At 75.8% G+C, this 13,954-nt stretch carries 12 protein-coding genes; 4 read left to right on the top strand and 8 right to left on the bottom strand.

The genetic code is table 11. The features are described 5' to 3' along the window. Nucleotides 1-307 precede the first annotated feature (307 nt). The 3 genes from NXY84_RS15820 to NXY84_RS15810 all read right to left on the bottom strand — a co-directional run bounded on the left by NXY84_RS15820 (nt 308) and on the right by NXY84_RS15810 (nt 3,898). On the bottom strand, nt 308-1,723 hold the full coding sequence (locus tag NXY84_RS15820) for a class II fumarate hydratase (protein WP_258724008.1): 1,416 nt from the start codon (nt 1,721-1,723) through the stop codon (nt 308-310). A 33-nt stretch (nt 1,724-1,756) separates the two neighbouring features. Continuing rightward, nucleotides 1,757-3,037: an MFS transporter gene (locus NXY84_RS15815; protein ID WP_258724007.1), complete on the bottom strand. Its 1,281-nt coding sequence runs from the start codon at nt 3,035-3,037 to the stop codon at nt 1,757-1,759. A gap of 213 nt (nt 3,038-3,250) precedes the next feature. Beyond that, on the bottom strand, nt 3,251-3,898 hold the full coding sequence (locus tag NXY84_RS15810) for a carbonic anhydrase (RefSeq protein WP_258724006.1): 648 nt from the start codon (nt 3,896-3,898) through the stop codon (nt 3,251-3,253). Nucleotides 3,899-4,009: 111 nt separating this feature from the next. Here NXY84_RS15810 and NXY84_RS15805 point away from each other — a divergent pair, with 111 nt between their 5' ends. Beyond that, nucleotides 4,010-5,380 carry a glycoside hydrolase family 15 gene (locus NXY84_RS15805; RefSeq protein ID WP_258724005.1) on the top strand — a complete coding sequence of 457 codons (1,371 nt, stop codon included), beginning with the start codon at nt 4,010-4,012 and terminating at the stop codon, nt 5,378-5,380. Nucleotides 5,381-5,495: 115 nt separating this feature from the next. Here NXY84_RS15805 and NXY84_RS15800 read toward each other — a convergent pair whose 3' ends face one another. The 3 genes from NXY84_RS15800 to xseA form a co-directional block, all read right to left on the bottom strand. Then, nucleotides 5,496-6,431 carry a carbohydrate kinase family protein gene (locus NXY84_RS15800; RefSeq protein ID WP_258724004.1) on the bottom strand — a complete coding sequence of 312 codons (936 nt, stop codon included), beginning with the start codon at nt 6,429-6,431 and terminating at the stop codon, nt 5,496-5,498. Then, nucleotides 6,428-6,730 carry an exodeoxyribonuclease VII small subunit gene (locus tag NXY84_RS15795; protein WP_396126254.1) on the bottom strand — a complete coding sequence of 101 codons (303 nt, stop codon included), beginning with the start codon at nt 6,728-6,730 and terminating at the stop codon, nt 6,428-6,430. The genes NXY84_RS15800 and NXY84_RS15795 overlap by 4 nt, the downstream gene beginning before the upstream one ends. A 114-nt stretch (nt 6,731-6,844) precedes the next feature. Next, nucleotides 6,845-8,068: an exodeoxyribonuclease VII large subunit gene (xseA, locus tag NXY84_RS15790; protein WP_258727240.1), complete on the bottom strand. Its 1,224-nt coding sequence runs from the start codon at nt 8,066-8,068 to the stop codon at nt 6,845-6,847. Between the two features lie 367 nt (nt 8,069-8,435). On the opposite strand from xseA, the gene NXY84_RS15785 reads away from it, so the two are divergent. Then, nucleotides 8,436-9,458, top strand: coding sequence for a 4-hydroxy-3-methylbut-2-enyl diphosphate reductase (locus tag NXY84_RS15785; protein WP_258724003.1), 1,023 nt, complete (start codon nt 8,436-8,438; stop codon nt 9,456-9,458). A 76-nt stretch (nt 9,459-9,534) separates the two neighbouring features. On the opposite strand, the gene NXY84_RS15780 is transcribed toward NXY84_RS15785, so the two are convergent. After that, on the bottom strand, nt 9,535-9,996 hold the full coding sequence (locus NXY84_RS15780) for an immunity 22 family protein (protein ID WP_258724002.1): 462 nt from the start codon (nt 9,994-9,996) through the stop codon (nt 9,535-9,537). A gap of 42 nt (nt 9,997-10,038) precedes the next feature. Further along, the gene (locus NXY84_RS15775; protein WP_258724001.1) at nt 10,039-11,364 is read right to left on the bottom strand and encodes a DNA recombination protein RmuC; all 1,326 of its coding nucleotides are present in this window, start codon (nt 11,362-11,364) and stop codon (nt 10,039-10,041) included. 122 nt (nt 11,365-11,486) lie between these two features. Between NXY84_RS15775 and NXY84_RS15770 the strand changes: the two genes are divergently transcribed. Together NXY84_RS15770 and NXY84_RS15765 are read left to right on the top strand one after the other, a co-directional pair. After that, the gene (locus NXY84_RS15770) at nt 11,487-12,362 is read left to right on the top strand and encodes an ABC transporter ATP-binding protein (protein WP_258724000.1); all 876 of its coding nucleotides are present in this window, start codon (nt 11,487-11,489) and stop codon (nt 12,360-12,362) included. Then, nucleotides 12,332-13,894, top strand: a complete 1,563-nt coding sequence (locus NXY84_RS15765; protein WP_258723999.1) for a hypothetical protein — start codon at nt 12,332-12,334, stop codon at nt 13,892-13,894. The genes NXY84_RS15770 and NXY84_RS15765 overlap by 31 nt, the downstream gene beginning before the upstream one ends. The last annotated feature ends 60 nt before the right edge of the window (nt 13,895-13,954 follow it).

The following is a 13,954-nucleotide window of genomic DNA, read 5'->3' as shown; positions in this document are numbered from 1 at the left end:
CCGCGTGCGCCCCGCAGGGTCCTGCGCGGTCCGTCGAACGTAGTGGGGCCGCCGGGCCCCGTGGGAGCGGTTGCACGCAATGGTGTGATGATCGTTACGGGCCCGTGACCTGGACACGCGGATCGCGACGGAACCGTGACGAGCGGGACTCAACCTTTTCCGGATCGGCCCGTCGGGGCCTTGCGGGAGCCCTCCGGAGGTCCTCCGTCGACGGCCCGGCCGCGGCGCCCCGCGACAGCGCGACGCCCGGCCCGGCACGCGGGTGCGCGCCGGACCGGGCGTGGGAGTGGCGCGACCGCAGCCGGTGTCAGGCCTGCGGCGGCCGGGTCATGCTCAGCACGTCGAGGGCCTGGTCGAGCTGCTCCTCGGTGACCTCGCCGCGCTCGACGTAGCCGAGGTCGACGACGGCCTCGCGGACCGTCAGGCCCTTCTTCACGGAGTGCTTCGCGATCTTCGCGGCCGCCTCGTACCCGATCACCCGGTTGAGCGGCGTCACGATCGACGGCGACGACTCCGCGAACGCCCGGGCGCGCTCCTCGTTGGCCTCGATGCCGGCGATCGTGCGGTCCGCGAGCACCGTCGAGGCGTTCGCGAGCAGCCGGATCGACTCGAGCACCCCGAGCGCGATCACGGGGATCTGCACGTTGAGCTCGAACGCGCCGCTCGCGCCCGCCCACGCGACCGTCGCGTCGTTGCCGATGACGCGCGCGGCGACCATGAGCACCGCCTCCGGGATCACCGGGTTGACCTTGCCGGGCATGATCGACGACCCGGGCTGCAGGTCGGGGATGGCGATCTCGCCGAGGCCCGTGTTGGGGCCGGAGCCCATCCAGCGCAGGTCGTTGCAGATCTTCGTCAGGCTCACCGCGATCGTGCGCAAGGCACCCGAGAGCTCGACGAGCCCGTCGCGCGCGCTCTGCGCCTCGAAGTGGTCGCGCGCCTCGGTCAGCGGCAGCCCGGTGTCCTCCACCAGGAGCGCGATGACCCGCTGCGGGAACCCGGCCGGGGTGTTGATGCCGGTGCCGACCGCGGTGCCGCCGAGCGGGACCTCCGCGGCGCGGGGGAGCGCGGCCTCGAGGCGCTCGATGCCGTAGCGGACCGCGGCGGCGTACCCGCCGAACTCCTGGCCGAGCGTGACCGGCGTCGCGTCCATGAGGTGCGTGCGCCCCGACTTCACGACGCCCGCGAACTGCGTGGCCTTCGCCTCGAGCGCCTCCGCGAGGTGCGCGAGCGCCGGGACGAGGGTGCCGACGACGCCCGCGGTCGCGGCGACGTGCACCGACGTGGGGAACACGTCGTTCGACGACTGGGACGCGTTGACGTGGTCGTTGGGGTGCACCGGGCGCCCGAGCCGCGTGCTCGCGAGCGTCGCGACGACCTCGTTGGTGTTCATGTTCGACGACGTGCCGGACCCGGTCTGGAAGACGTCGACGGGGAAGTGCGCGTCGTGCGCCCCGGAGGCGACCTCGTCGGCGGCCGCGACGATCGCGTCCGCGACGTCCTGCTCGAGGACCCCGAGCTCGGCGTTCGCGCGCGCGGCGGCCTTCTTGATGCGCGCGAGCGCCTCGATGTGGCTGCGCTCGAGCCGCGTCCCCGAGATGGGGAAGTTCTCGACCGCGCGCTGCGTCTGCGCGCGGTACAGCGCGTCCGCCGGGACGCGCACCTCACCCATCGTGTCGTGCTCGATACGGAAACCGGACCCGGAAGCGACGTCGCTGCTCATGCCCCGCATCCTCTCACCGGGCCCCGGGACCCGTCAGCGCGGCGCGGGCGTGGCCTGCGCCACGGCGCGGGGTGCGGGATCGGGTGCGGGCTCGGGTGCGCGGTCCCGGCCGAGCGCCCGCCACCCGACGAGCGCCGCCACCGCGATCGCCGCACCGCCCGCGGCGAAGCCGGCCCGGGCGCCGGCGTGGTCGGCGAGCGTCGCCACGGCGATCCCCGTGACAGGGTTGAGCCCCGGCAGCGCCATCGTCCACACCCCGAGCGTCCGGCCGCGCAGCTCGGGCGCCGCGCGCAGCTGCACGAGCGTGTTCGCGGCGGTGATGCACCAGATCGACACGAAACCGGTGACCGCCATCGCGGCGAATGCGACCCCGGCGGTCGGGGACAGGCCGGTCAGCGCCATGGCGACCCCGGTCCCGAGCGCGAGCACCCGGACGCCCGCGCCGCTCGGCTGCCCGAGCCGCGCCGCGACGAGCGCCCCGGGCAGGGCACCCAGACCGAAGCACGCGAGCAGCGCGCCGTACCCGGCGCCGTCCATGCCGAGCGCGCGCGTCGCGAGCAGGGGGAACAGCACCGACGCGTTGAACAGCACCCCGCTCGCGCCGGCCACGAGCACGCACGCGCGCAGCACCGGCGTGGACCACACGTACCGCAGGCCCGCGCGAGCGGCGCCGCGCGCGCGTGGTGCGGAGCCAGGTGCCGGGCCGCTCGACGCCGGCCGGTAGCGCCACAGCACGAGCAGCGGCGCGACGTAGGAGACGGCGTTGGCCGCGAAGCACGCGGTGGGGCCCGAGAGCGTGAGCAGCAGCCCGCCCACGGCGGGCCCGACGACGCGCGAGGCGTTGAGGATGACCTCGTAGAGGCTCACGGCGCTCGCGAGCCGGTCCCGCCCGACGAGGTCCATCACGTAGACCTGACGCGTCGGGGCGTCGACCGCGTTCACCGCGCCGCTCAGGGCGTTGACGAGCAGCAGCGACCAGACCTGGGCGGCGCCGGACGCGCTCAGCGCCGTCAGCACGAGAGCGAGCACCACGAACGCCGACTGCGTGACCACGAGCAGGCGGCGGCGGTCGACGCGGTCCGCGAGCCCGCCCGTCCACGCACCCGCGAGCAGCACGGGCAGGAGCGTCGCGGCGGAGAGCAGCGCGAGGTCGACGGCGCGCCCGGTCAGCTCGAGCACGAGCCACGCGGTCCCCACCGACTGCGTGACGAGGCCCGACGCCGAGAGGATCTGGCTCGCGAACCACGCGCGGTACGCGGGGACCTGCAACGACGCGAAGGCACCGGGTCCGGCGCGCTGGGGGAGTCGGGGCACGCGTCGACCCTGGCACCCGCGCGGGGGCAGGGCGAACGCATTCTCGCGCCGTGGACCTCGCCGGAGACGGGCCGACGAGCCCGCGCGGGGCCTCGATCGTCGTCCAGGTGCGGCTGCGCGACCAGCGTGATCCGCGTCTCGCGCGCGCCGCGCTCGCGTCGGCGGACCGCCCGTCCGCTCGCGGTCGCCGAGCGAGAGCGGCCGCGTCCTGCGTCAGACCCCGACGGGCCCGACCGACTCCGTGACCTGCGCGCGGCCGTCGGCGAGCGTGTACTCGACGCCCAGGATCGCGCAGCGGCCCTCCTCGACCGCCTCGGCGAGCGACTTGGAGTAGCCCTGCAGCATCTGCACGGTGTGCCGCACGTGCTCGTGCCCCAGCTCGGCCGCCGACAGCGACGCGAACGTGCGTCCGTCCGGGCCGCTCGCGATGTTCACGATGCTCGGGATCACCCGGTCGACGATCGCCCGCACGAACCCGTCGGGCAGCTCGCCGGTCGTCAGCGCCGTCGTCGCCGCCGCGACCGCGCCGCAGCTGTCGTGCCCGAGGACCAGGACCAGCGACGCGCCGAGCACGTTGACGCCGTACTCGATCGAGCCGATGACGGTCGTGTCGAGCACGTGGCCCGCGGTCCGGACGACGAAGACGTCGCCGAGCCCCTGGTCGAAGATGATCTCGGCGGCGACGCGGCTGTCCGAGCAGCCGAAGACGACCGCGAACGGCGCCTGCGCGACGCTCAGCTCGCTGCGCCGGTCGACGCCCTGCGACGGGTGCAGCATCTCGCCGCGCACGAAGCGCTCGTTGCCCTCCTGGAGCCGGGTCCAGGCCTCTGCCGGGGTGATGGTGGGGGTCACGGAGCACATGCTGGCAGGTCGTCGGACGACCCGCGCGGTCGGCTCGCAGAGCGGTCACCGCGTGCGGTCGGCGGCGCCCGGCCTCCTGGTGGCGGTGCGCGTCCGTACTAGAGTTCCCGGGTGCCAGCCCGACGACTCCGACGCGCCGCCGTGCCCGCCGTGGTCGCGGCCGCCACGCTGCTCCTCGCGTCGTCGTCGGTCGGTGGGCCGCGCCCCTACGCGGAGCCCGCGCTGCGCACCCAGGCCGCGCTGCTCTCGGTCGACGACGTGGTCGTCGCGGTCGGACCCGACGAGGCGGTCACCCGCTTCGAGGGCAGCAACGTCACCGCCGCCGTCGTGAGCGCCGCGGGGGACGACGCGCGTGCGGCCACCGAGCGGCACGCGGAGCTCGAGGCGCTCGCCGAGGTCCAGCGGGACTGGCTGGCCGCGGGGACCGTGCCCGGGCCCGAGCGGTACGCGGACATGGCGCGGCAGGCGCTGCTCGACCTCGACACGCTGACGCTCGACAACGGCGCCGTCCTGGCGGGGCCGACCGCGGCGTGGCTCTACTCGTGGCCGCGCGACGCGAGCTTCGTGGCCGTCGCGCTCGCCCGCACCGGGCACGCCGACGACGCCGCGCGGATCCTGGGCCACCTGGCGCGCGTCCAGGAGGCCGACGGGACGTTCCAGGCCCGGTACCTGCCCGACGAGAGCGGTGTGCCCGACGACCGCGGCACGCAGCTCGACGGCGGCGCCTGGTACCTGTGGGCCGCCGCCGAGTGGTACGCGGCGGCCGACGACGAGACACGCGCGGCGACGCTCGACGCTCTCGCCCCCAGCCTCACGAGCGCGCTCGCCGCCATCGAGGGCGCGATCGACCCGGTCACCGGGATGCCGCGCCCGTCCCCGGACTACTGGGAGGTCCGCGAGACGCGCACGACCCTCGGCGTCGTCGCCCCGATGCTCCTCGGGGCGCGCTCGGCGCAGGAGCTCGCGCAGTCCGTCGCCGGGTCCGCGCCCGGCGTCGGACCGGCGTGGGCGCCCGAGCTCGAGGCCCGCGCCGCGTCCGTCGAGGCGATGCTCGACCGCGCGCTCGCGACCCGGTTCGCCCCGCTCGGGTACCCGCGGCACGACGGGGGCCAGGTGCGGGACGCCGCCGTCGCGTTCCTCATGCCGCCCTTCGCGTCCGGCTCGCCCGACGTCACCGCGGCGTGGCTCGCGGCCGCGGAGGGCATGGAGCGACCCGCGGGCGGGCTCGCCCCCGGCGCCGGCTGGAAGGCCGACGGCATCTCGTGGACCCCGCAGACCGCGCTGTTCGCGCTGACGGCCGCAGGCGCCGGCCGGGTGGACGACGCCCGGAGCCGGCTCGACTGGCTCGACGCGCACCGCACCGACGCCGGTTCGCTGCCCGAGAAGGTGCTGTGGGACGGCCGGCCCGCCGACCTCGCGCCGCTCGCCTGGACCGCCTCGCTCGTGCTGCTGACCCTCGACGAGCTCGACGCACAGGGCTGACGCCCGACCCTGCGGCGTGCCCGGCGCTGCGGCGTGCCCGCCACGCCGTCCCGGTCCGGGCAGTCGGCGACCGAGCGCTGCGCGTGGACGTGCCGAGGCCGTCGACGACCTCGCGTCAGCCCTCGCCGAGCTCCGCGGAGGTCGGCGGGTTCGCGCCGGGGCGCGAGACCGTGATGGCCGCGATCCGCACGCACCGCACGAGCACCTGCTCGAGCGTCCCCGCGTCGATCGCGCGCAGCGCCTCGCGGCGGTCCGCCCCGAGCAGGCCCGCGGACCACAGCCCGTCGATGAGCCCCGACATGAACGAGTCGCCCGCGCCGACCGTGTCGGCGACCTCGACGTTCTCGGCCGCGATCGCGAGGCGGTCGCCGGCCGCGGTGCACGCGAACGCACCCTCGCCGCCGTGCGTCACGACCACGACGGCCGGCCCACGGCGCACCCAGTCCTCGGCGATCTCCGCAGGGGCGACCCCCGGCATGAGCCACGCGAGGTCCTCGTCGCTGACCTTGACCACGTCGGCCTGCGCGACGAGGTTCTCGACGAGCGGCAGCGTGACCGCGGGCGCGGCCATGAGCGCCGGGCGCAGGTTCGGGTCGTACGTGACGGTCGACGTCGCGCGGTGCTCCGCGAGGAGACGCGCGACGGCCTCACCGCCCGGGGGCAGCACCGCCGCGATGGACCCGGTGTGCACCACGACGGGCGCGCCGTCGGAGGAGTCCCACGTCGCCGGCAGGTCCCACTCGAGCTCGAAGTCGTAGGTCGCGCCGCCCTCGGTGTCGAGCGTGGCCGCGGCCGTCGACGTCGCCGCCGCGACCCGGTCCCCGCGCAGCACGTGCACGCCGTCCCGCTCGAGGTGCGCCCGCACGAGGTCGCCGTGCGCGTCGTCGCCGAGCCACGTCAGCAGCTCGGCGGTGCGGCCGAGCCGCGCGAGCCCGAGCGCCACGTTCGCCGGGCTGCCGCCGGGGTGCTCGCTGACCGAGCCGTCGGTGCGCCGGACGATGTCGACCAGCGCCTCGCCGACGACGAGCGCGCGCTCGCCCGCCGCGCTCATCGTGCGCCTCCCACGGTCGTCGCGGCGTCGGACGCCTCGGCGTCGGTGCCGGGCTCGTCACCCCGGGCCGACGCGAGCCGCTCGCGCGCGCCGTCGAGCCACTCCTGGCAGCGAGCGGCGAGCACCTCACCCCGCTCCCAGAGCACGAGGGACTCCTCGAGCGTCGCCCCGCCGGCCTCGAGCCGGGCGACGACGGCGACGAGCTCGTCGCGCGCCTGCTCGTAGCTCAGGTCGTGGGCGTCGTCGAGGGGCGCGGTGGGGACAGCGGGCGCGGACGCGGGCTCGGTCGTCTTCGGCACGGGACCAGTCAACCAGCACCCGCCCACCTCGCGCGCGAACGGTCGCGCCGTCGTCCGCAGGCTGGTCCGCCGCCGCGGAGGTGGCTCGACGGCGGAGTCCACCGGCGCCGGTGCTCAGCCGCGGCGCGTGACCGCCGCGTGGATCTCGCCGTGCGCGACCCGGACCCGCAGGTCCTCGCCCTCCGTGACGTCCCCCGGGTCGCGGACGACCGCCCCGTCGGCGCGCTGCACCACCGCGTAGCCGCGGGCGAGCGTCGCGGCCGGCGACAGCGCCCGGACCTGCGCGGCGAGCCGGGTGGTGTCCGCCCCCGCGCGCACGAGCGCGTGCTCGAGGGCGCGGCGTGCGCCGTCGCGCAGCCGGTGCACGTCCTGCTCGCGGGTCTCGACGAGGCGCACCGGTGACGCCAGCACCGGCCGGCTCCGCAGCGAGTCGAGCCCGTGCTGCTCGCGCGTGAGCCGGTGCACGAGGGCGCCGCGCATGCGCGAGCGGGCCTGCGTCAGGCGCGCCCGCTCCTCGCCGACGTCGGGGACGACGTGCTTCGCGGCGTCGGTCGGTGTCGAGGCGCGGTAGTCGGCGACGAGGTCGAGCAGGGGGCAGTCGGTCTCGTGGCCGATCGCGCTCACGAGCGGCGTGCGGCACGCGGCGGCCGCGCGCACGAGCGCCTCGTTGCTGAACGGCAGCAGGTCCTCGACCGCGCCGCCGCCGCGCGCGACCACGATGACCTCGACCCGGGGGTCCGCGTCGAGCTCCGCGATCGCGGCGCTCACCTGGGCGACCGCGCCGACGCCCTGCACCGCGACCTCCCGGATCTCGAACTCGACCTGCGGCCAGCGCGCCCGGGCGTTGACGACGACGTCGTGCTCGGCCTTGGACTCGCGCCCGCACACGAGCCCGACGACGCGCGGCAGGAACGGCAGCGGCACCTTCCGGCGGGCGTCGAACAGCCCCTCGGCGGCCAGCACGCCCTTGAGGTGCTCGATGCGGGCGAGCAGCTCGCCGACGCCGACGGCCCGCACGGCGTCGGCCTGGAGCTGCAGGGACCCGCGCTTGGTCCAGAACTCCGGCTTGGCGTGCACGACGACGCGTGCGCCCTCCTCGACCGCCGCCCCGGACGCCGCGAGCACGCCGACCTTGAGCGAGACCGGCAGCGACATGTCGACGTCCGTGTCGCGCAGCGTGAGGAACGCGACCCCCGCGCCCGGGCGCCGGTTGAGCTGGACGACCTGGCCCTCGATCCAGACCGGGGCCATGCGCGCGACGTACTCGGCGATCTTCGAGGACAGCAGGCGGACCGGCCACGGGCGCTCCGCCGTCGTGTCGAGCGCGCGCAGCGGCATGCGGCGGGGCGCGGCGGCGTCGGTGGGGTCCGCGGGTGCAGGCGCTGGCGCCGAGCCCGCCCCCGGCAGGCGCGCCGCCGCAGCTCCGGACCCCGGCTCCGCACCGCCCGAGGGCACGGCTCCGCCCGTGCGTCCGCTGTCCTGCGCCCCACCCGTCGACCTCACGCGCACACCCTGCCACGACCCGCGGACACGGCCCGCGGCCCCCGGCCGCTCGACGCCGGGCCCCGACGCGCCCGTCGCGGACCGCCCGCGAGACGGCCCCCCACGTGATCCGCGCAGGACCTGCGCATTCCCGCCCGAGGGGTGACCCACCCCACGCACGGGCGCTGGTCCGCGGGCGCGACCCGTTGCCTAGACTGGGGACGTGAACCTCGATACCGCGACCCCCGCGCGCAAGCGGGTCCTGCTCGCCGCGCCCCGCGGGTACTGCGCCGGCGTGGACCGGGCGGTCGTCGCCGTCGAGAAGGCGCTCGACCACTACGGCGCCCCGGTGTACGTCCGCAAGGAGATCGTCCACAACAAGCACGTCGTCGAGACGCTCGCCGCGCGCGGCGCGATCTTCGTCGACGAGACCGACGAGGTCCCGGTCGGGGCGCGCGTCGTCTTCTCCGCCCACGGGGTCTCGCCCGCGGTGCACGCCGCGGCCGCCGCGCGCTCGCTCGAGACGATCGACGCGACGTGCCCGCTCGTGACGAAGGTGCACAAGGAGGCCGTCCGCTTCGCGTCGGACGACTACGACATCCTCCTCATCGGCCACGACGGCCACGAGGAGGTCGAGGGCACGTACGGCGAGGCCCCGGACCACATCCAGGTCGTCAACTCGCCCGACGACGTGGACTCGGTGACGGTGCGCGACCCCGACAAGGTCGTGTGGATCTCGCAGACCACGCTCTCGGTCGACGAGACGATGGAGACGGTCCGCCGCCTGCGCGAGCGCTTCCCGACGCTGCAGGACCCGCCGAGCGACGACATCTGCTACGCGACGCAGAACCGCCAGGTCGCGGTCAAGAAGCTCGCCCCGGAGTGCGACCTCGTGCTCACGGTCGGCTCGGCGAACTCGTCGAACTCGGTGCGGCTCGTCGAGGTCGCGCTCGACGCGGGCGCCCGCTCGTCCTACCGGATCGACAAGGCCGCGGAGATCGACCCCGCGTGGCTCGAGGGCGTGACGACCGTCGGTGTGACCTCGGGGGCGTCGGTCCCGGAGATCCTGGTGCGCGACGTGCTGGACGCGCTCGCGGCGCACGGCTTCGGCGACGTCGAGGAGGTCCGGACGGCGACCGAGGACCTGATGTTCTCGCTGCCCAAGGAGCTGCGGACGACGCTCAAGAAGAGCGGCGGCAACCCGGGCCGCGGCGCCCGGCGCGAGCTCAGCGTCCAGCCGATCTGACGTCCGGCGGCACCGCGCCGGACCGGCCGCCGACCGGCACCGCGCCGGACCGGCCGCCGAGCGGCGCCGCGTCGGGTCAGAGGCGCCAGTCGTACGCGTAGACCCCGACGAGGGTCAGCGCCGAGCCCTCGGGCGTCCCCGCGCCCCGGCGGGCGTCGTGGTCGTAGACGAGCACGAGCCCGGTGTGCTCGTCCGCGCGCAGCCGCGCGAGGTCGACGGCGGCCGCGTCCGCGAAGGAGGCTCCGGCGGAGTACCCGGTGAGCTCCGCGACCGGGTCGTCGGCGGGTTCGACGAACGCGTCGACCTCGAGCAGCTCGGGGTCCACGGAGACCAGCCCCGCGTCCACCTCGAGCCGGAAGGGGCTGCGGTCGCCGTCGTCGTCGAGGGGCAGCAGGCGGTACTCGTCGAGCTGTTCCGGGGGCACGGTCGTCAGGAAGATGCTGACGACGCCCGCACGCGCGCTTCCCGAACCGACCGGGGCGTCCTCGCCGACCGGGATGTCGTGGTCCGCCGTGTCATGATCCGTCATTTCGGTCATCCTGACATCTTCTCGGCGGATCGCACGCAGGCGCCCGGGTGCTCACGCGTTGGACGCCGCGTGACCGCCCCCGCCCAGGTCGTCGAGCGCGACGGCGTGCTCGCTCGCGAACGCCACGAGCTCGGGGGCGCTCACGGCCGACAGCCGCGGGTTGGAGGCCGGCGGGGTCTCGAGGTCCGCGTCGACGACGTGCAGGTCGGAGAACCTCCGTGCGCTCACCAGGACGCGCGTCTCCAGCGAGGACACCGTCTGGTTGTACGCGCCGGCCGCGGCGTCGATCGCGCGGCCGAGGCGGGCGAGGTGCGACCCGAGCGTCGCGAGCCGGCCGTGCAGCTCCTTGCCCAGGCTCAGCACCGCCTGCGCGTTCGACGCGAGCGCGTCCTGCCGCCACGCGTACGCGATGGTCCGCAGCAGCGCGAGCAGGGTCATGGGCGTCGCGATCACCACGTTGCGCTCGAACGCGTACTCGACGATGGTCGGGTCCTCGTCGAGCGCCGCGTGCAGGAACGACTCGGCGGGCACGAACATCACGACGAACTCGGGCGCGGGCGCGAACTGGTCCCAGTACCGCTTCGCGGCGAGGTCGTCGACGTGGGCGCGCACGTGGCGTGCGTGCGCCGCGAGCCGGTCCGCCCGCACGGCGTCGTCGGTCGTCGTGGAGGCGTCGAGGAAGCCGAGGAACGCGACCTTGGCGTCCACGACGACCTGCTTGCCGCCCGCGAGCCGCACGACCATGTCGGGGCGCAGGAGCCCGTCGTCGGTGCGCACCTGCGCCTGCTCGACGAAGTCGACGTGCGCGAGCATCCCGGCGGACTCGACGACGCGGCGCAGCTGGATCTCGCCCCAGCGCCCCCGCACCTGGGACGAGCGCAGCGCGGTGACGAGCTGCGCGGTCTCGGCGCGCAGCAGCTCGGACTGCTCGCGCATCGCGCGGACCTGCTCCCGCAGCGACGCGTGACCCTCGACGCGCGCCCGCTCGGCGGTCGTCAGCTCGGAGCGCACCGCGTCGAGCGTGCGGCTCAGCGGCTCGACGAGCGCCCGGACCGCCTGCTCGCGCTGGGCCAGCTCGCCCGCCTGGGTCTGGTGGCTCGCCGCGAGGCGCTGGTCGGCGAGCGCGAGGAAGTGCTCGTTGTTGTTCGCTAGCGCGTCCGCCGCGAGCGCCCGGAACTGCTCGGCCTGGCGGGCGTGGTCGGCCGCGAGCGACTCGAGCCGCTCCGCGTGCGCCGCGGCCTCGGCCTCGAGCCGGGCCCGGGCGCGCACCGCGTCGACCTCGGCGGCGCGCAGGCGTCGCGCGGAGCGCGCGGCCGAGGCGAGCCAGCCCACGAGGCACCCGACGAGGAGCGCGGCGAGGGGGAGCAGGAGGTCCATGGCCGTCACCCTGCCAGAGCGCACCGACACGTCAGCCGCGACCCGCACCCTGTTCGCCCGGACGTCCCCGGACGTCCGCTCGAACGTCCCCCCACGTCAGACGGCCGGACTATCCTGACGCGATGCCGCCCGTGCCCGACGACACCCCCTCCGACGACACGCCCACCGACGCCCCCGCAGCCGCGGCCCACACGGCCCCGGCCCCGGCCGGCGTCGCGCCCGCACCCGACCGCCCGGCCGCCCTCGAGGTGCGCGGCCTCTGGAAGCGGTTCGGCCAGAAGATCGCGGTCGCCGGCGTCGACCTCCAGGTCCCCGCGGGGTCCTTCTACGGGCTCGTCGGGCCCAACGGCGCCGGGAAGACGACGACGCTGTCGATGGCCACCGGGCTGCTGCGGCCCGACTTCGGGCAGGTCCTCGTGCAGGGGAACGACCTGTGGGCCGACCCCGTGCGGGGCAAGAGCCTGCTCGGGGTGCTCCCCGACGGCGTCAAGATGTTCGACCGGCTCTCGGGAGCGCAGCTCATCACCTACGCGGGCCTGCTGCGCGGGATGGACCGCGAGACCGTCGCGCAGCGCGTCGGTGACCTGCTCACGGCGCTCGACCTGTCGGCGGACGCCGACACGCTCGTCGTCGACTACTCCGCGGGCATGACCAAGAAGGTCGCGCTCGCGTGCGCCCTCGTGCACGCCCCGCGCGTCCTCGTGCTCGACGAGCCGTTCGAGGCGGTCGACCCCGTCTCGGCGGCGAACATCCGCGAGATCCTCGCCGGGTACGTGGCCTCGGGCGGGACGGTCGTCGTGTCGTCGCACGTCATGGACCTGGTGCAGCGCATGTGCGACCACGTGGCGATCATCGCCGGTGGCCAGGTGCTCGCGGCCGGCACGATCGACGACGTCCGCGCCGGCTCGAGCCTCGAGGACCGGTTCGTCGAGCTCGTCGGCGGTCGCTCGACGGGAGAGGGGCTCGCGTGGTTGCGCACCTCGTCCGCCTCAAGCTGACCCTGCTGCGCAACGGGCTGCGGCGCAGCCCGTGGCAGGTCGTCGGGCTCGTGCTCGGGCTGCTGTACGGGCTGGGCGTCGTGGCCGCGGTGCTCGTGGGCCTCGCCGCGCTGAGCACGCAGGACGTCGAGGTCGTCCGGCTCGCGCTCGTCCTCGGCGGCAGCCTGCTGGTCTTCGGGTGGTGGGTCGTGCCGCTCGTCGCGTTCGGCGTCGACTCGACCGTCGACCCGGCACGGTTCGCGACGCTCCCGCTCCCGCGGCGCACGATGATCGCCGGCCTGAGCGCGGTCGGGCTCGTGGGCGTCCCGGGGCTGGCGACGACGCTCGTCGCGCTCGGCACCGTCATGACCTGGTGGCGCCAGCCGCAGGCGCTCGGGCCGGCCGTCGTCGGTGCGCTGCTCGGGCTCGCGCTGTGCGTGGTCGGCTCCCGCACCACGACCACGGTGCTGGCCCCGCTCGTGACCCGGCGCCGGTTCCGCGAGGTCGCCGCCGTCGCGGCCTTCCTGCCGATCATGCTGATCGGGCCGATCGGGAGCGTGCTCGAGGAGCGGCTCTCGGGCAGCGAGGACATCTGGCCCGACGTGGTCCGGGTCCTCGGCTGGACGCCGTTCGGTGCCCCGTGGGCGCTGACGGCGGACGCCGCCGAGGGGGACTGGGCGGCCGGGCTCGCGAAGCTCGGCATCGCGGGGGCGACGCTCGCCGTGCTCCTGCTCGCCTGGTCGCGCGGGCTCGACGCCGCACTCGTCCGCGGTCCGCAGGAGGGTCGCACGCGCAGCCGCACGCACGGGCTGGGGTTCTTCGGTCGGGTCCCGGCGACGCCGACGGGCGCGGTCGCCGCGCGCTGCCTGACCTACTGGCTGCGCGACGCGCGCTACGCCGCGGGCGTCGTGATCGTCCCGCTGCTGCCCGTGATCCTGTGGTTCAGCGCGGGCGACGGCTGGGTCATGCTCGCGCTCGGCCCGCTCGTCGGCTACCTCATGGGGTGGACGGTCTCGGCGGACGTGGCCTACGACGGCACCCCGTTCTGGACGCACGTCGCGGCACCGATCGACGGGCGCGTCGACCGGGCCGGGCGCGCGTGGGCTGCCGGGGTGCTGGGCGTGCCGGTGACCGTCGTGCTCACGCTCGTCTCGCTCCAGCTCACCGGGCGCTGGTCGCTCGCGCTGCCGGTGCTCGGGGCGGCCCTCGGCGTCTTCGCGACCTCGCTCGGCGTCGCGAGCGCGGTGTCGTCGCGACTCGTCTACCAGGTGCCGAAGGCGGGGGAGAGCCCGTTCTCGAGCGCGCAGGGTGGCGCCAGCGCGGGAATGGTCGCGCAGCTCGTCGGGACCGGCGTGGTGTTCCTGCTGGGGCTGCCGACGCTCGGGCTCGCGGTGGCCGGGATCATCACGGGCTCGACGCTCCTCGGCGTGCTCGCGCTCGTCGTGGGCGTCGCCGTCGGCGCCCTGGTGCTCGTGCTCGGGGTGCGGCTCGGCGGGACGGTCTACGACCGGCGCGCCCCCGAGCTGCTCGAGCGACTCGTCTCCTTCGGCTGAGCGGCGCGTCGCTGCGGCGTCCGGGCAGGCGACCCGGCGTCCGGGGCTGGCCCGTAGGAT

This window comes from Cellulomonas sp. NS3, from assembly GCF_024757985.1.
Taxonomy (GTDB): domain Bacteria; phylum Actinomycetota; class Actinomycetes; order Actinomycetales; family Cellulomonadaceae; genus Cellulomonas_A.
This window is presented reverse-complemented; position numbering and strand designations above follow the sequence as displayed.